Annotated in this window: 15 protein-coding genes; 13 read left to right on the top strand and 2 right to left on the bottom strand. The window is 67.9% G+C overall.

Going from position 1 to position 17,168, the window contains the following annotated elements; genetic code table 11:
• The first annotated feature begins 718 nt into the window (after positions 1–718).
• From U8525_RS06185 to U8525_RS06125, 13 genes are all read left to right on the top strand, one after another.
• Positions 719–1,528, top strand: coding sequence for a YncE family protein (locus tag U8525_RS06185; RefSeq protein ID WP_374262375.1), 810 nt, complete (start codon positions 719–721; stop codon positions 1,526–1,528).
• Between the two features lie 563 nt (positions 1,529–2,091).
• On the top strand, positions 2,092–3,411 hold the full coding sequence (locus U8525_RS06180; protein ID WP_374262373.1) for an aldehyde dehydrogenase family protein: 1,320 nt from the start codon (positions 2,092–2,094) through the stop codon (positions 3,409–3,411).
• Complete coding sequence (locus U8525_RS06175) at positions 3,408–4,544, top strand: long-chain fatty acid--CoA ligase (protein ID WP_374262370.1); 1,137 nt, start codon at positions 3,408–3,410, stop codon at positions 4,542–4,544. Before U8525_RS06180 ends, U8525_RS06175 begins: the two co-directional genes overlap by 4 nt.
• A complete protein-coding gene (locus tag U8525_RS06170; protein WP_374262368.1) occupies positions 4,541–5,494 on the top strand; it encodes a hypothetical protein in 954 nt (317 codons plus the stop codon). The genes U8525_RS06175 and U8525_RS06170 overlap by 4 nt, the downstream gene beginning before the upstream one ends.
• A 171-nt stretch (positions 5,495–5,665) precedes the next feature.
• A complete protein-coding gene (locus U8525_RS06165; protein WP_374262366.1) occupies positions 5,666–6,745 on the top strand; it encodes an LLM class flavin-dependent oxidoreductase in 1,080 nt (359 codons plus the stop codon).
• Between the two features lie 158 nt (positions 6,746–6,903).
• The gene (locus U8525_RS06160; RefSeq protein WP_374262363.1) at positions 6,904–7,848 is read left to right on the top strand and encodes an NAD-dependent epimerase/dehydratase family protein; all 945 of its coding nucleotides are present in this window, start codon (positions 6,904–6,906) and stop codon (positions 7,846–7,848) included.
• Positions 7,845–9,050 (top strand): DegT/DnrJ/EryC1/StrS family aminotransferase, encoded by a 1,206-nt coding sequence (locus U8525_RS06155; RefSeq protein WP_374262360.1) that lies wholly within the window; start codon positions 7,845–7,847, stop codon positions 9,048–9,050. The genes U8525_RS06160 and U8525_RS06155 overlap by 4 nt, the downstream gene beginning before the upstream one ends.
• On the top strand, positions 9,047–9,964 hold the full coding sequence (locus U8525_RS06150) for a hypothetical protein (protein ID WP_374262357.1): 918 nt from the start codon (positions 9,047–9,049) through the stop codon (positions 9,962–9,964). The genes U8525_RS06155 and U8525_RS06150 overlap by 4 nt, the downstream gene beginning before the upstream one ends.
• Positions 9,961–11,238, top strand: coding sequence for a M20 family metallopeptidase (locus tag U8525_RS06145; protein ID WP_374262354.1), 1,278 nt, complete (start codon positions 9,961–9,963; stop codon positions 11,236–11,238). Before U8525_RS06150 ends, U8525_RS06145 begins: the two co-directional genes overlap by 4 nt.
• Positions 11,235–12,530, top strand: a complete 1,296-nt coding sequence (locus U8525_RS06140) for a DegT/DnrJ/EryC1/StrS family aminotransferase (protein ID WP_374262352.1) — start codon at positions 11,235–11,237, stop codon at positions 12,528–12,530. Before U8525_RS06145 ends, U8525_RS06140 begins: the two co-directional genes overlap by 4 nt.
• Positions 12,527–13,474, top strand: a complete 948-nt coding sequence (locus U8525_RS06135) for a GNAT family N-acetyltransferase (RefSeq protein ID WP_374262349.1) — start codon at positions 12,527–12,529, stop codon at positions 13,472–13,474. The genes U8525_RS06140 and U8525_RS06135 overlap by 4 nt, the downstream gene beginning before the upstream one ends.
• A 50-nt stretch (positions 13,475–13,524) precedes the next feature.
• Positions 13,525–14,520 carry a homoserine kinase gene (locus tag U8525_RS06130; RefSeq protein ID WP_374262347.1) on the top strand — a complete coding sequence of 332 codons (996 nt, stop codon included), beginning with the start codon at positions 13,525–13,527 and terminating at the stop codon, positions 14,518–14,520.
• A gap of 7 nt (positions 14,521–14,527) precedes the next feature.
• A complete protein-coding gene (locus U8525_RS06125; protein WP_374262344.1) occupies positions 14,528–15,313 on the top strand; it encodes an inositol monophosphatase in 786 nt (261 codons plus the stop codon).
• Between the two features lie 6 nt (positions 15,314–15,319).
• Here U8525_RS06125 and U8525_RS06120 read toward each other — a convergent pair whose 3' ends face one another.
• Complete coding sequence (locus U8525_RS06120; RefSeq protein ID WP_374262341.1) at positions 15,320–16,369, bottom strand: alpha/beta fold hydrolase; 1,050 nt, start codon at positions 16,367–16,369, stop codon at positions 15,320–15,322.
• A complete protein-coding gene (locus U8525_RS06115; RefSeq protein WP_374262338.1) occupies positions 16,336–17,163 on the bottom strand; it encodes a class I SAM-dependent methyltransferase in 828 nt (275 codons plus the stop codon). Before U8525_RS06115 ends, U8525_RS06120 begins: the two co-directional genes overlap by 34 nt.
• Positions 17,164–17,168 lie beyond the last annotated feature (5 nt).

Here is a 17,168-nt window from a genome sequence, read left to right as displayed (position 1 = left end):
CAGGTGCGCAGGGCAACGGCGGCGAGGTCTTTCTCCTCTTGCGCGAACCGGGGCGCCACCCTCGTCCGCCATGGCTTTCCCCTCCGAGCCGTCTTCCGTCGCCAACCCTCCCGCTTTCGCACCGTCCCCACGCCTGGACGGTGCTGCTCGCGTTCGTGCTCCTGCTGGTGACGCTCGTCGTTGGGAGCGTCAGCGTGGCCAGCATCGCGGCGGCCATTGGGATTGCGCGGTCCGGTGTCGCTCCTGGGACAGCGCCGCCATGGCCGCGCTGATGGAGAAGCTCAAGGTCATGACGCTGCTGGCGGTGTGCGCGCTGGCCTTCGTCGGCGCATCCGGGGGGAAGCTGCGAGGATTTGTAAGGTGTGTGCCTCCGCCCTGGCACGTGGTTCGCGGTGCCGGGGGCAGCGGGATGAGACCCAGGGCCCGGTGCTGCCCTGAGCCGCCATGTTCTTCTCATGACGCGTCCGAAGGCATGAGACGCCAGTGACATGCTCTGGTGCGTCCTTGACGCGCCCGGGATGAGGCGAGCAGATTTTGAGCTGGCACGGGCCCGATGTGTGTCATCGGCGCCTCATTGCTCATCGCCTGTCCAGCGCAACGGGCGGACCGGTCATCCAAGCGAGGTCTGTTGATGGTTGCCGAGAGCCGGAGCTCGACCCCCCTCTTCGTGGCGAGCTGTCTGGAGGACCGTGTCTGGTGCCTGGACGGTGACTCCGGGATGATCCTGGCGAAGATCCCCGTGGGGCATGAGCCCCGCTCCGTCGCGCTGAACAGTGACAAGAGCCTGCTCTACGTCAGCAACAGCGGCGATGGTTCGGTCTCGGTTGTCTCGACGCGTGAGCTTCGGGTCGTGGACACCTTCGCCGTCGGCCCGGATCCGCGAGGCCTGGCCGTCAGTCCCGAGGGGCGCTGGTTGTGGGTCCTGAGCAGACAGGGCTCCAGGCTCTGCGTGCTGGAGGCGCTCAGCGGTCGGCCTGTCCACGAAGTGGCGGTCGGGCGCGGACCCCGGAACCTGACTCTGGCGCCCGAACGGAACCTGCTCTTCATCACCAACAACGCGGACGACACAGTCTCCGCGGTGGAGCTGGATTCGCTGAGGGTACAGAGGACCTTCCCCGTCAGGGGACAGCCATATGGCGTGTTGTATTGCGACGGCCTCCTGTATGTGACGTCCATCCGAGACCACGTCGTCTCCATCCACGACCCGGGCTCGGGCCGGGAGGTGGGCTGCATCCTCGTGGGAAGACATCCCACCAGCATCGCCCCCAGCCCGGATGGGCGCTGCCTCTATGTCACCAACCTCGACGATGACGCGCTCTCACGGGTGGACCGGCACGCTCGACAGCGGCTGGAGTCACTCCGCGTGGGGAAGAGCCCCTTCGCCGCCACCCTGAGCGCGGATGGGCAGCGGCTCTTCGTGTCCTGCAATGGAGACCACTCCGTGTGGGTCATGGAATCCTCAACGGGTAGAAAACTGAGCGTTGTTCAGGTCGGCCGCGACCCGCATGGCCTTGCCGTGGCGGATTAGCAGGCCCAGCGCGCCTTGGGACAAGACCGTGGAGGTTACAAAGACAACCTCTCACGTCTGGGTGCTCGAACGTGTGAGCCCTTGGCTACATACCCAGGATGACGGGGCGCGACCAGCCAATATCAAGAGTTTCGTCTGCTCCTCAAGTGCTGGATTTCACACGGCGTTCGAGTCGCAAAAGGCCAATCCTCATCAGGATTCCTGGCTCGCGTGAGGTGTCCCAATACGGTGTGTTCATGCGAGAGGGATTGATTGGGAGGAACGCGGGATGAAACGGGAGAACCCGTTTTTCTTTGATGGCGGCTTGAAGTGTGTTTGGGTCTCTGCTAGGTAATCAACAACTCATGCACGCGGGCGGGGCAGTGTGAGCCGCCATGGGGCGGCAGTCCTCGCATTGGGACGCGGCTGCTGGTCTCGCTGAGAAGCGTTCGAGGGGGCTCTAAATGATCAGGGATGTGCCATTCATCATCAGGGGGGAGAAATACAGCCCGAGCGAGGGCTCTCATCGTCTCCTGACGCTTGATAATGGCTCGGTCGTCAGGTTTCCCATCCTTGATGCCGCCATGACGAAGCAGATCGTGGAGCAGGACACCAAGGCCCTGGAGAAGCTGTCACTGCATGAGATTGTCGGCTTCCTCTACAACGCGGGACAGAGCTGGAAGTCCAAGGAGTATACCCGGCGCAAGATGTACATCCGGGCGCTGGTGAGCCACCTCGGCTTCTCCGAGAAGATGGCGGAGCTGGAGGCGAACTGGATCTCCATGCTGCTGTCGTCCCACGCCGTCACGTACGACATCGTGACGACGGAGCTGGGCAGCCGACACATCCTGGACAAGTGGGTCCTTCGCGAGGAGGCGGAGGTCCGCGCCTATCCCAAGGGGCTGTCGCTCCACACGCTGGCCGGCAACGTCCCCCTCTCGGGGGTCGGCTCCATCGTCCGGGCGCTCATCACGAAGAACAGCGTCGTCGTCAAGTCCTCCTCGGGGGACCCCTTCACGCCGCTCTTCCTGGCCCAGAGCTTCCAGGACATCGAGGCGAACCACCCGGTGACCCAGGCGATGTCGGTGATCAACTGGGCCGGTGGGCAGGAGGGGGCGCTGGAGGATCAGATCGCGCGGGCCGCGGATGTCATCTGCGCATGGGGAGGCCGGGATGCCATGCGGTGGGCGGCGCGCTACGCCTCGGAGAAGACGGACGTCGTCAAGTTCGGCCCCAAACGGAGCCTGGCCGTGGTCACCCAGGGGAGCGACCTCAAGGCCGCGGCCCGCTGTCTGGCGCACGATGTCTCCTATTATGATCAGCGCGCCTGCTTCTCGGTCCAACAGGTCTTCACGGACGTGGACCTCGGCGAGTTCATCCCCCACCTCGTGGAGGCGATGAATGTCTACAAGCAGGTCCTGCCCAAGGGCTTCCACGACTTCGACGAGAAGGCCGCGCGCACGCTCGCGGTCAGCGAAGCGCTGTTCATGGGGATGCCTTTCTACCACGACCCCGAGGGCAGCTGGGCGTTCGCGGTCTGCTCTCCTGAGTTCGTGGGGCTCCACCCGCTGGGGCGGACGCTCTTCATTCACCCCATCAAGTCTGTCGATGAGGTCGCGCAGTACGTGGACGGTGATGTCCAGACCGTCGCCGTGATGCCCTTCCACGCCGTGGAGGGCCTGCGGGACCGGATGGCCAGCAAGGGCGTGTCCCGCTTCGTGGAGCTGGGCATGAACAACATCTTCCGGGCTGGCACGGCGCACGACGGCATCTTCCCCCTCCAGCACCTGGTCCGCCTGTCTTCGACGGAGCAGCCCAGCGCCCTCTACACGAAGACCATGACGATCCGAATTGATCAAACAAGCTTCCTTGAGAACGACCGGTTCGTGGAGTTCGTGCCGTGAGGGCCCTCACGCTTCAGGAGCCGCCGCTGGACTACCGCGTCGTCAACGCGAGCTCCGACCTGGACCTGCTCATCCACTCCGAGGAGCCCTGGTACGACCTGCCCCTGGTCGAGCAGCAGCAGCTGACCCAGCGCTTCGTGCGGGAGGCCCTGGTCAGGCACCTGGATTCCTGCCCCCAGTACCGGATGTACTTCGAGCGGAGCCATGCCCGCGTCGACGGACCCCTGGAGAAGATCCCGCTGCTGTCCACGCGGGCGTTCAAGTACAGCGAGGTCCGCAGCGTTCCCCGCGATGACATCGAGCAGTGGTATCTGAGCAGCGGCACCAGCGGGGGGCCCCAGAGTCGGATTGGCCGGGATCGCGTCACCATCGAGCGGCTCATCGGTTCGGTCCGCACCAGCCTTGGGCTCATCCAGGACTGGCACGAAGAGGACTTCACGGTCATCAACCTGGGGCCGGGCCGCGAGGATGCGGGCAACGTCTGGTTCCAGTACGTGATGAGCCTCATCGAGCTGCTCTTCCCCACGTACTCGGTGGTGAAGGACGGGGTCCTGCACCCCGACGAGGTGCTCCCGGTCCTGGACTACTTCGCCGCGCGCCCCGGCTTCATCGGCATCGTGGGGCCGCCCTTCCTCGTCCACGACCTCTGTCAACGGGTCCGGGCGCGCGACCGCCGCATGGACCTGGGATCCCGGCTCACCATCCTCACCGCGGGCGGCTGGAAGCGACAGTCGGGGCGGATGCTGCCCCGCGACGAGTTCGAGACGTATTGCGTTGACACCTTCCGGCTGGAGGACGGCTCGCAGGTGCGGGATGCCTTCAACCAGGTCGAGCTCAACACTGTCTTCATGGAGTGCTCGGCCCGGGAGAAGCACGTTCCGCCCTGGGTCCTGGTCGCTGCCCGGGATCCCCATACTTTGGAGGTCCTTCCTCCCGGGACGCCAGGTCTGATGTCATACCTGGACGCTTCGTCCAACAGCTATCCCTGCTTCCTGGTGACAGAGGACGTGGGGAGCACCCGGGCGGGGGTTTGCGGATGCGGTCGTGAAGGCATTCGCGTCGATATCCAACGCAGACTGGTCACGCGCGCCCAGAAGGGGTGCGCCTTGGCAATGGAGGCACAGAAGAGATGAGCGCGACAGCTCCTGCTCCGGAGATTTCCTTCCAGCAGTTCGAGATCGGCCCTCCGGATCGACGGGTGATGGTCTGGCGGACTGTCAATATCGACAGGGCCATGCGGTCCATCCCCATCCTGATTGCGCCGGGCTTTGGTCGGAAGATGTCGGCGTTTGGTCCGCTGGCCATGTACCTGGCCTACAGCGGGTTCGAGGTCTTCCGCTACGACCCGCTGGACCATGTGGGGCTCAGCTCCGGCGGCATGGAGGACTTCACCATGAGCAAGGGGCTGGCCTGCATGCAGCAGGTCATCGACTGGATGCGCGAGGAGCGTGGCCTGTCGGGCGTGGGCGTCGTCGCCACCAGCCTCTCGGCGCGGATCGCCTATCGCCTCGTGGCCAGGTCCTCGGACGTGCGCTTCCTGGTCACCGCGGTGGGGGTCACCAACCTCCAGTACACGCTCAAGCAGGTCTTCGGCGTGGACTACTCGACCTATGCCCCGGAGGCGCTGCCGGAGTTCGTCACCTTCGAGGAGCGTCACAACGTCCGGGCGGCTACCTTCCACGCCGACTGTGTGGCCCACGACTGGTTCGCCCACGCCACGACGGTGCGTGAGGTCTCCTCGTCGGCCACGCCCATCATCGCGTTCATCGGCAGCAACGATGAGTGGGTCCGCGAGGAGGACGTGCGCGGGGCCCTCGCGTCGGGCAACGGGCTGCGCCGGCTCTACAACCTGACGGGCAGCGGCCATGACCTGGGCAACAACCCGCAGGTCGCGCGCTACCTGTTCAAGGAGGTCGCCCGGGCCGCCGACATGGTGACCGAAGGCAAGCCGGAGATGACGGAGCTGGAGCTCGAGCCACAGTTCAATGTCATCTCCGAGCACTCCATCCGGGAGCGCAGGCTCTATCAGGCCGCGGATGCCCAGGCGATCGGGGCCGCGCAGCTGGCGGCGAAGGCCGGTTGAGAGGGTTGTGTTGACACTGTCGGCCAAGGCCGGATCACAAGGGGAACCGGAAACCTGAACACGAGGCATCGGGGGCCTATTGACGTATCAGTGGGGGCGCGTCGATTCACGCGTCTGGTCTCTCAATGCTTGGCGAGGGTCCTTCGGGGCCCCGCATAGGGGGTAATGAACATGAAGTGGGGAATGTATCTCAACACCGCGAAGCCGCCTGACTTCACGGAGCGCGAGGTCCTGGAGAACGCGCTCTTCTACGGGCAGATCGCGGAAGAGACGGGGTTCGAGAGCGGCTGGGTCCTGGAGCATCACTTCACCAACTACGGCCTCTGTGGCTCACCGATGGTGATGGCTTCCTTCGTCCTGGGGGCGACCCGCAAGCTCAAGATCGGCACGGCCATCAACGTGCTGCCCATCGAGCACCCGGTCCGTCTGGCGGAGCAGGTGGCCCTCCTGGACCACATGAGCAACGGCCGCTTCATCCTGGGCATTGGCCGGGGCTTCTTCGACAAGGACTTCGCGGTGTTCGGGGTCGACATCCGGAACACGCGGAAGATCTTCCAGGACTGGTATGAGATCATGCGAGACGCCTGGACGAAGGGGACGGTCGCTGGCAACAGCGAGTTCCTCAAGTTCCCGGCGGTGCCCGTCCAGCCCAAGCCGATCTCCGACCCGGTGCCAGTCGTCGTCGCGTCGATGTCTCCGTCGACCATTGAATGGGTTGCCAAGAACAACCTGTCGATGATCATGCAGCACGACATCGAGCACGAGGCGAAGGTCGCCAACATCGAGCTCTACAACGAGACCTCGCGCCAGCACGGCCATGACCCGAGCAAGGTGGAGCACACCCTCTCCATGGTGGTGGGGGTCGGCCGCAACGGCGATGAGATCCGTGAGAAGTGCCGCCGCTATCTGCTCTGGTTCGAGCAGGAAGTGGAGCACGCCCAGAACATCGTGAACATCGTGCGCGAGCACAAGGTGGAGGCGTACGACTGGCACCTCCAGTACTGGCGCCAGGCCGCGCTGAAGGGGGACACGCCGATTCCGCGCGTGGTCAGCAACCTGCTGCGCCTCAACCCCATCGGCACCCCCGAGGAGTGCATCAAGACGATCCAGCAGATCGTCGATGCCACGGGCGTGAGCCGCATCGTGTGTGCCTTCGAGGCCGCGGGCAAGCGCGAGGACGTGCTCCAGTCAATGAAGCTCTTCAACGAGGAAGTCCGGCCGCACATCAAGCCGGCGAAGAAGAAGACCTGAGCGGGTGGTCGTTCCGAGGAAGCAGGGGCCACCGGCTCTGCCGTGTGGCTCCTGTGAAGGCTTGCATCCATTTCATTCTTGAGAGCGCATCGGGTGCGAAGCCATGGGGGTTCGCGGCCCCGGCGCCCGTGTGCCTTGTCAATGTTGGGGGAATGGCTGTGAATAAAATCTTTGTGACGGGGGGCTCCGGCTTCGTCGGAAGCAACGTCCTCAAGCTCCTGCTCCAGCGGGGTGACTGCCAGGTCACTGTCTTCGATCTCAAACCGCCCCAGGGCCTGGCGGTGGACTTCGTGGAGGGCTCCATCGGTGACGCGGAGGCGCTGGCGCGGGCCATGAAGGGCCACGACCGGGTCTTCCACCTGGCGGCGATGCTGGGCGTCGAGGCGTGTCAGAAGGACGAAGCGCTGGTCTATGAGACCAACGTGCAGGGCACGCGCAACGTGCTCGCGGCCATGGAGGCGCACGGCATCAAGCGGCTGCTCTTCTCGTCCTCCTCTGAAATCTACGGCGACGGGCAGGCGGAGCAGTTCCGCGAGGTGGACGTGCCACAGCCGAAGTCCGCCTATGGGAAGAGCAAGGTGGAGGGGGAGCGGCTGTCGCAGCAGTTCGCCGAGCGCACCGGCTCCGTGGCCACGGTGGTGCGTCTGTTCAACGTGTACGGGCCCGGGCAGCGCGAGGACTTCGTCATGGTCCGCTTCTGCCGGGGCGCGATCTCCAACTCGCTGCTGCAGGTGCATGGGACGGGCGCCCAGACACGGACGTTCACCTTCATCGACGACGCGGCGAAGGGCATCGTCGCCGCGGCCTTCGCGCCCCAGCAGCGCCCGTTTGAAATCTTCAACATCGGCTCCAAGGAGACGGTGACCATCTCCACGCTGGCGCAGCGGATCCGGGAGATCGCCAACAGCCAGAGTCCCCTGGAGGTCGTCCCCTTCGGGGCGACGCAGGTCGGACGGAACCTGAGCTTCGAGGTCTTCCGCCGCATCCCGGACGTGGCCAAGGCCGCGCGGCAGATCCCCTTCGAGGCGAGCACCTCCCTGACGGAAGGCATCCGGCGGACGCTGGAGTGGGTCCGCGACGGCAAGCAGGGAGACGGCGCTTGAGCCAGGACTTCATCCCGTACTCGAAGCCCTTCTGGACCTCCGAGGAGACGGACGCGCTCACGGAGGTCATCCAGTCGGGCTGGTGGACGACGGGCCCCCGTGTGCAGCGGTTCGAGGAGGGGCTGCGCGAGCGGATGGGCGCGAAGGGCGTCGTCTGCGTCGCGAACGGCACGGTGGCGCTGTATGCCCTCTTCCACCTGCTCAAGCCGAAGGAGGGCAAGGTCCTCTACGTGACCTCGGCGCTCAACTTCCTGGCGGGGCCGGCCAGCGCCAGCCTGCTGGGCTTCGATGTCGCGTTCACGGACGTGGAGCCGGACACCCTGAACATGGAGCCGCGCGCCCTGGAGCACGTGCTGCGGACCCGGGCCAGCGGCTACGCGGCCGTCATCATCAACCCGGTGCACTTCGCCGGGGTCCCCGCGGACATGGACGCGCTCGCCGGGGTGGCGGCGTCCCATGGGGCGCTGCTCGTCGAGGACAGTTGTCACGCGCTGCTGGGGAACTTCCCGGGCGGCGCCCTGACGGGCAACCACCCTTCCGCGAGGGCGGGCGTCTTCAGCTTCCACCCCACGAAGAGCCTGGGGACGGGAGAGGGGGGCGCCATCCTCTCCAACGACGAGGCGCTGCTCCAGCGGCTGCGGCTCTTCTGTAGCCACAACATGCAGCGCTCCGGCTTCGCCAGGAAGGAGCAGGCGTTCGACGAGCGGGGCGTCCAGCACCCCTGGTACTACGAGGTCGCGGAGCCCGGGCTCAACCTGCGCATGTCGGAGCTGCACGCCGCCGTGGGCCTGGTCCAGCTCAAGCGGCTGGATGAGAGTCTGGCCCGCCGGCAGGCGCTGGCGCGCACCTACCGCCAGGAGCTCGCCGGACTGGGACCCGTCACCCTGCACCCCAGGGACCCCCGCCGCACGTCCGCGCTGCATCTATTTCCGGTGGAGCTGGACCTGCGGCGCCTGGGCCTGTCCAAGGCCGCCGTGTTCCAGTTCTTCGAGGCCCGGGGCATCCGCCTCCAGGTGCACTACACGCCCCTGCACTGGCAGCCGGCCTTTGAGTCGCTCCCCCTGGTGCGTGGCGCTGGGTTTCCCGTCGTGGACGCGGTCGCGCCGGGGCTGGTGAGCCTGCCCATGTATTACGGTCTGACGGACGCGGAGCAGGCGAAGGTCATCTCGGCCCTCCGCGAGCTGTGTGGGGCCGTACGATGATCCTCTCCATCCCGTTCCTGGCCAGCCGCATGGAGCAGTTCTCTCCCGCGACCCTGGAGCAGGGGTTCGGCGTGGAGGCGTCACTCTTCGACCGCCAGGACATCGTGGATCCCGAGGTGTGGCGCCAGGTCCAGGCGAACACGCTGCGCATCGCCCGCGAGCACCGTCCCGCGAGCTACACCTTCCACTTCCCGGTCAATGACTGCAACTACCTGGAGGACCCGCTGGTCCGGCAGCGCGTCTGGGAGAGCCTGGAGCTGGTGGATGCGTGCGGCATGGATGGGCTCGTGCTGCACTCCAACCTCATCTATCCGACGGACGAGTGGCGGCGGCTGGACCCGGCCCGGAAGTGGGAGCAGTACCGGGAGTTCGCGCAGGAGCTCCAGCAACGGACCCGGGGGGCGCGCTTCTGGGTGGGGCTGGAGAACATGCCCATCCACGGAAACGACGCCGAGGAGCTGGATCCCGTCCTGGTGTTCCCCCACGACTTCGAGGGGCTGTACGGCGGGAACGTGGGCATCACCTGGGACTTCTGCCACTACAGCTATTCTGTCTTTGTCGCCAGCAAGCTCCTGGCGAACGAGCTGGACGAACTGGACGAGTACCCCCGGGTGCAGCCCGCGGGCTACATGGACTTCCTGGCGCTGGGGGACCACATCGTCCACTACCACTTCAGCGCCTTCCGTGGCGTGGCGTCCCGCCGGCGGGGAACGCGGTGCGTGGAGGGCATGCCGCCCTGGGACGCGGACGTCCCGGAGTCCGTGTATCGCGAGGCCTTCGCGCACATCTGCCGGAGCAAGGCCAAGGCGACCACGCTGGAGATCCGTGAGACGGATTACCGGTTCCGGAAGATGGCGTTCCAGGTCGCGGACTGGTGTCGGACCCTCATGGAAGACTCCCCAGTGCACCGATGAGCCAGGCACGACACGAGGATGGATTCGCGCGGCTCGAAAGCCCGGCTCCCAGGCACGGGGAGCTGGTCGCGCTGCTGCAAGCGCTCATCCAGGCGCACCCCATCTACGACTCGGAGGGGATCCTCGAGGCGCAGCGCATCTGCGCGCGGGAGATGGAAGCCCTGGGGCTCCAGGTGACGTGGGAGCGGATCGACCATGCGCGGCTGCGCGAGTCCCCGCACTACGTGGACGTCACCGCCTTTGGCGGGCGCTTCAGCGACTACGGCAAGGGCGAGCGGTTCAACCTCGTCGGCAGGGCGGAGCTGGGGCCGGGGGGGCCGGCGCTCATCCTCAACGGGCACCTGGACGTGGAGTTCGTGACGGGACCCGGCCAGTGGGCCCACGCCGGGCTGTGGCGCTCCGGGGCGCTGCGGGACGGGCGCATCTATGGCCGTGGCGCGTCGGACATGCTGGGGGGGGTGGCGTGCTTCCTGTTCGCGCTGAAGCAGGTCATGGGCCGGCTGGGCAAGCGCGGCAGCATCGAGGTGCAGCTCGTCGTGGACGAGGAGATTGGAGGCAATGGAACGCTCTGGTCGCTGATGTCCACGCCAAGGCGCCGGGACGCCATCGCGCTCATCGGCGAGCCCACCGGCGGCGTGGTCTGCCATGGCTCGCGGGGGTTCCATCAGTTCAAGGTCGTGTGCGAGGGGCGCCCCGTCCACATGGTCTTCGCCAGGCCCTACGACAACGCGAACCAGCTCCTGGCGGTGGTGAGCCTGTGCCTGGAGGAGCTGGATGCCTGGGTGGGGGAGCGGTGCGCCAATCCCGGCTCCCGGTACATCATGTATGGGGAAATGTCGGGCGGCTCGGACGCGGCGGTTCCCGCGAGCTCGGCGGAGCTCCGGGTGACGGCGGCGCTGCCGGTCAGCCTGTCGCTGGAGCAGGTGATAGACGAGCTGCGGCGGTTGATGGCCGAGCGCTTGCGGGGCCGGTGCGACCGGCTGCCCACGGTGGAGCCGTATGGGATCCGCTTCGCGGGCAGCTCCCTGTCGGACCTCCCGCTATGTGACGCGTTGGTGCGCAATGGCGTCCCGGGGGGGACGCCGCTGACCGTGGACCACTTTCCGAGCCCGTGTGACGCACGGCTCTTCGAGGCCTTCGGGATTCCCTCCGTGGTCTTCGGCCCCGGGGACCTGCGCCGGGCGCATGGGGCGGATGAGTACGTCACGGAGGACGAGCTGGCGCAGTACGCCTGGACGCTCTCCGCCACCCTCCTGGAGCTCTTCGCCCCATGAGCCCGGCCGTGGACGCAGGCTCCCGTCAGCAGATGCGGGAGCGCACGCGCTACAACCCGCTCCCCGCGCGGATCCGCGTCCCGCTCTATCCCGTGCCCTGGTCGCTCGCCCAACTGCTCCGGGTGTCCCTGGGGCGGACCGCGGCGAAGGAGGCGCCCTGGGGGCTGCTGGCGCGGGCCGGGGCGGACGTCGCGGAGCGCCTGGGCGGACGGGGGCAGGTGCTGCTCACGTCCAGCGGGACCTGCGCGCTGACGCTCGCGCTGCGGGCGCTCAAGCGGGGGGACACGGATGAGGTGATCCTCTGCTCGTTCAACTGCCCGAGCGTCATCGAGGCGGTCCTGGGCGCGGGGATGGTCCCGGTGTGCTGTGACGTGGGCGAGGCGTTCAACCTGTCGGTGGACACGGTGCGTCCGCTTCTGGGGCCCCGGACGCGCGCGGTCATCATGACGCACGTCTTCGGGCTGGGCGCCGCCGCGGGGGCGCTCCAGCGGCTGTGTCAGGAGGCGGGCGTCGCGCTCATCGACGACGCGGCCCAGGCCTTCGGGGAGTCGGAAGAGGGACGGCCGCTGGGCTCCTGGGGAGACTTCGGGGTGCTGAGCTTCGGCCGGCACAAGCCGCTCTTCGCGGGCGGAGGCGGGGCCCTGGTCTGCCGGGACCGGGCCCTGGTGGAGCCGCTGCGGCGGCAGCTGGGACCCGCGCCACGGCGCCGCCGGCGGGACGCCTTGGCGCTGCTGGCGGTGGACAGGGCGAGCCGGGTGTCCTCGTCCGTCCGCGCGTCGTCCCTCCGCTTCACGGACGTCGTGGACGCGCTGGAGGCCTACCCGTCGGACGTGAAGCTCACGGCCATGGACGGGTTGAGCGCCCGGCTCCTGCTCACGCAGCTGCCCCTGCTGGAGTCGTATGGGCTCCGCGCGCGGCGGTTCGCCAGGCGGTACGTGGAAGCGCTGCGCGACGTGGACGGCGTGACGGTCGTGCCGGCCTACGCGCGGGGCCTCCCCAACTTCTTCACGCTCCTCTGTCCCCCGGAGCAGCGGCCGGCGCTCGCGGCGCACCTGAGCGCGCGGGGCATCGAGAGCACCTGGCTCTATTACCCGCTGCACCGGCTCTCGCGCTTCCAGCGCTTCGCCCGCTCGGCGCTCCCCCGCTGCGAGGCGCTCTGGATGCGCACGCTGTGCATCCCCTGCCGGGGCTGGCATGACGAGGCCCAGATTGAATGGGTCATCCGCGCGCTGCGGAGCTTCCGCGCCGCTCCAGCGGCGCGCTCCGCGCGGCAAGAAAGGCAAGGGCCATGACACGCGTCGAGGAGTTCCCGGGCGAGCGTTGGGACGAGCTCGTCCCGACGCTCCTGGGGGGTGGGCCGTACCAGACGGCGGCCTGGGGACGGAGCGTCGAGGCGGCCTTCGGAGGCCGCTTCCAGGTGCTGACGCTCGTGGACGAGGCGCGCTACTTCATCCCCGTCCTCTCCGGGAGCGCGCTGGCGCGCGACGGGTTCCTCTGCGGCCACGTGGGCTACGGCGGGGTGTTCCACGAGTCGCTGGGGGCCGGCCTCCCCCTGTCCCGTCAGCTGGAGGTGCTGGGCGCGGTGGAGCAGTCCCTGGGCCTGGGCTGCCGGCGCTTCGTCAGCAGCCCGAGTCCGCAGAAGCTCTTTCCCTCGCATGTGCCGGGGCTGGCGACCACGCTGCAACCCCTCCCTTCCACCGCGGAGGCGCTCCCGAAGGTCTACAGCGGCAATGTGCGGAACATGTTGAAGAGGTGTGAGAAGGATGGCCTGACGGCCCGGCCGCTGGGGCCGCAGGACTTCGAGGTGTGTCTTTCGCAGATCCAGCAGACGCAGGCCCGCGTGAACGCCAGCTACCAGACGCCGCGCGCGTTGTTGCAGGCCCTCTTCTCCGCCGGAGAGGGCTTCTTCCTGGGCATGGGTTGCTGGCAGGGGGAGCGGCTCCTCTCCGTGGGCGTGTTCCTGTGCTCCGGAGCCCGGGTCGCGTACTACCTGAATGGTTGGGACCGGGACTCGGCCGGCCTCTCACCCAACTACCTGATGCTGCACGAGACCTTCCGTGCATGTGTTCAGCGGGGGCATCAGGTCGTGGACCTGGGGTATTCCCACTCCGACGCGCTGCGAGCCTCCAAGTTGCGCTGGGGCGGCGCGCCAGCTTTCTATATGAGTTTGGTGGGGGGCCCTGGCAGGACGGTGCATGAGGCCTACCAGCAAGCGGTCCGGTCCGCTCCCGCCTGAGCGGGAGCCTGTCGTCCACAGGTGCATGTCCATCAGGAGAAGCGCTGAAAATGGGTAGGATCAACGAGGTGGTGCGAGTGGAGCTCCCCCAGGTCGCCGAGGCCCTGGAGGGGTATGGGTTGGGGAAGGTCAAGCGCCTGCGGTTGTGCGCGAATGGCATCATCAACACCAACTACGCCGTGGAGACCGAGCGCGGCGTGTACCTGCTCCGCATCTACAACCAGGAGCGGGACCGGGCCGGCATCGAGTTCGAGCTCTCCATCCTGGAGCACCTGAGCAGGTCTGGCTTCATCGTGCAGCGCCCCTTCGCCGACGCGCGGGGCAACCACCTGGGGTCCGTGGCGGGCCGCGCCTTCGTGGTCCTTCAGTTCATCGAGGGGGAGGTGCTGGCCCAGGCCGACATCGCGCCGAAGCTGTGCGTGCAGGTCGGGGCGCGGCTGGCGGAGATGGAGAACCTGCTGGATGGCTTTACCCCGAAGGGCGGCAAGCCCAACGCGGACTACCCGCTGATTGAGAAGCTGGCGCTCAAGAACCTCGCCCGGCTGCGGGCGCTCGGCCCGGAGGGGGAGGAGGTCGCGCGGGAGCTCCAGGGGGACTGGGATGCGCTGGGGCCCGTCTTCCGGGACATCGGCCTGCCCAGGGGCGTCGTCCACGCGGATCTGTATTACCAGAACGTCATCGTCCGGAACGGCGAGCTGGTGGGCTTCATCGACTTCGACGACTCCTATTGGGGCGTGCGCTTCTACGACCTGGCCCTCGTGATGATGGAGTTCTCCATCAAGCAGGAGGGGTCGATGGAGCTGGAGCTCGTCGAGTCCCTGCTGACGGGCTATCTGCGCCAGCGCAAGGTGTCCCCGGAGGAGCGCGCGCTGCTCTTTGACGCCATGCGCTTCCTCTGTTTCAAGTTCCTGGGCTACACGGCGGAGCTCGAGGAGTTCCAGGGCGAGAAGCTGCTCACGAATGGCTATATCGAGCGGCTGCGCTTCTTCAGGAGCGCCGACGTGAAGGCCCGGTTCAACACGCTGCTCGAGCGAATGACGGGATAGCCTGGCCATGGACCTGAAGCACGCGTCGCAGATCGCCGAGCAGGCCGCGGACCGCTCCCGACTCGTCCTGCTGGAGGCGTTCGGGGGCAGGCGCGAGGTCTTCATCAAGCACGACGACTCGCCGGTGACGGACGCGGACCGGGCCGCGGAGCGCGCCATCCGGGAGGTCCTCACCGCGGCCTTCCCGGAGCACGGCGTCATCGGAGAGGAGTTGGGCGCGGAGCGCACCGAGGCCGAGTACTGCTGGATGATCGACCCCATCGACGGGACGGTCTCCTTCATCAACGGGCTGCCCTTTTCCTCCACGCTCATCGCCCTGTGCCGGCGAGGGGTGCCCCAGGTCGCGGTGGTGGACCTGCCCATGCTCGGGCAGCGCGTCACCGCCCGCGTCGGGCAGGGCGCGTGGCTCAACGGGCGCAGGCTCTCCATCCAGGAGAAGTTCAGCCCGGAGCAGTCCATCGTCTGCCACAGCGACCGCTACGTCTTCGAGCTGGGCGGCTACGGAGCGCTCTACCGGGAGCTGGAGGACGGGCTGAAGTTCTTCCGCGCCTACACGGACGCGTTCGGTCACTACCTCGTGTCGACGGGTGTCGCCGCGGTGGTGGTGGACTCGGCGATGGAGGTCTGGGACGCGGCCGCGCCCACGTTGATCGTCCAGGAGGCGGGGGGACGCGTGGTGCGCTTCAAGGACCCGAACGACCCGAACCGGCTGCTCGTGGTGTCGGGCAACCCGGAAGGGGTCGAGTGGGTCTGTCGCCACGTCGAGCGCGCCGGGGGACGTCCCCTGGAGTGAGGGGCCTCAGGGCGGGATGGGGGCGGCGAGCGGGTCCCGCCTGAGCCTCGTCACCATGCGATGGATGGCCTCCGTGATGGCCTCGGGGTGCTCGGCGGGCAGCTCATGGCCGGCCTCCTGGAGCAGCCGGGCCTCCCCCTGGGAGGACAGCGCCGCGAGCTGGAGGGTCTGCTCCACCTGCCACGCGGGCTTGTCCTGTCCTGCCACCAGCACGCTCAGCGGCAGCGCCCCGAGCCCTCCGCGCTGGTGGAGCTCCTCCATCTGGCGCGGTCCCACCTCTCGCTCGAGCAGCCCCGTGCGGAAGAAGCCTGTGCATCGCATGGCCGCGAGAATGGACTCCCGCGCCTCCGGGGGGAGCCGGGCCAGGCGCCGCGCGTCCCCCGAGCGCTCCAGGGCGGGGCCCTGGAGCAGGCGGAACACCCCCAGCCGCTCGGCCAGCGCCAGCCCGCGCAACATGCCCACGGTGGCGTCCCACGCCTCGCGCTCCGGCGGGGACATGCGCTCGACGTAGTGGTCCGGGAGCGGGTCCACCAGCACCAGCCCCGCCACCTGTTCGGGGAAGCGCAGGGCGTGGTAGCGCGCGAGCATGCCACCCCAGGAGTGCCCCACCAGCACGACCGCCCGCGCGACGCCCGCGCCCTGGAGCAGGGCGTGGAGGTCCTCCGAGGCCTGGCTGGGGGAGCGCACGTCCGGGCCGGGGTCGCTCCACCCATAGCCTGCCCGGTCATAGGCGCAGACCCGGGTGAATGCCGCGACCGCGGCCTGGACCCGCGCCCATTCCCCGGAGACGCGCGGCATGCCGGCCTCCAGGAGGACCGTGGGCTGGCCTTCGCCCAGGCAGTGGAGGTGCAACTGGCGCCCCCCGATGGACACCCGCTGTCCCGGCGCCGGGTGGCGGGCGCGGTCCGCCTCGCTGGCGAAGGACTGCCACGTGGCGCCCGCCGCCGCGAGCGCTCCCAGGCCGAGCCCCAGCACCGCCGCGAAGCGCGCCAGGGCGCGCAGGCCCCTCCGCCGCGCGCGCATCAGCTCGCGGAGAGCTTGAGCAGGCAGGAGCACTTGTCGATCCGCGCGGGGAGCGGCAGCAGGCGCAGCAGGCGGTTCTTGCGCACCAGCAGCTCCCGAAAGAGTGAGCGCAGCGCGAGGACCTGATAGCCCGCCTCGGCGCGGTAGAAGTCCTCGACGCTCTCGGGGGCCCAGGAGAACCCTACCTTCTTGCTGCCGGTCGCCTCGGAGGACTTCCGGTTGTTCATGTCGACGGCCCACCGGTTCATCGCGTCCATCACGACGACGGCGCGGGGGGCGCGTGCCTTGATGGCACCCAGCAGGCGCAGCTTGTCCTCACGCCCCAGGTAGTCGATGACGCCTTCCAGCACCACGAGCACCGGTCCGCTCGTGGCCGGCAGGCTGTCTGGAAGTCCATGCACGAGGTTGCCCGGGTGCTGCCGCACCTGCTGGTACTTCTGCCGGAAGGGCGAGTCCTGGAGCAGCCGGGCCTTGCTCTCCAGCAGGGCGGGCTGGTCGAACTCCAGGTACTCGTGGATGGTGCTCCCCAGGTACGCGTGGAAGCGGTCCCACCGGTAGTCGAAGCCGGCCCCCAGGGACCAATAGCTCACCCGTTCACCCGTGGCCTGGAGGCGGCGCAGCTCCTCCTCGATGAGGCCGTCCAGGAGCGATGAGCGCAGCGCCACCCCGTCCACGGTCCTCCACGCGAGCCCCTCCGCGAAGGAGGGCTTGCCCACCTGTTCCAGCATCCAGTCCGCGAACGCCTTGTTCAGCGCGTAGCGCTCGCCCGCGACGCTCTGGCAGTAGATGGTGAGCCAGGCGGTCTCCTCCAGTGCTGACAGCTGCATGATTC

The sequence above is a fragment of the Corallococcus sp. RDP092CA genome (genome assembly GCF_041903675.1).
Taxonomy (GTDB): domain Bacteria; phylum Myxococcota; class Myxococcia; order Myxococcales; family Myxococcaceae; genus Corallococcus.
This window is presented reverse-complemented; position numbering and strand designations above follow the sequence as displayed.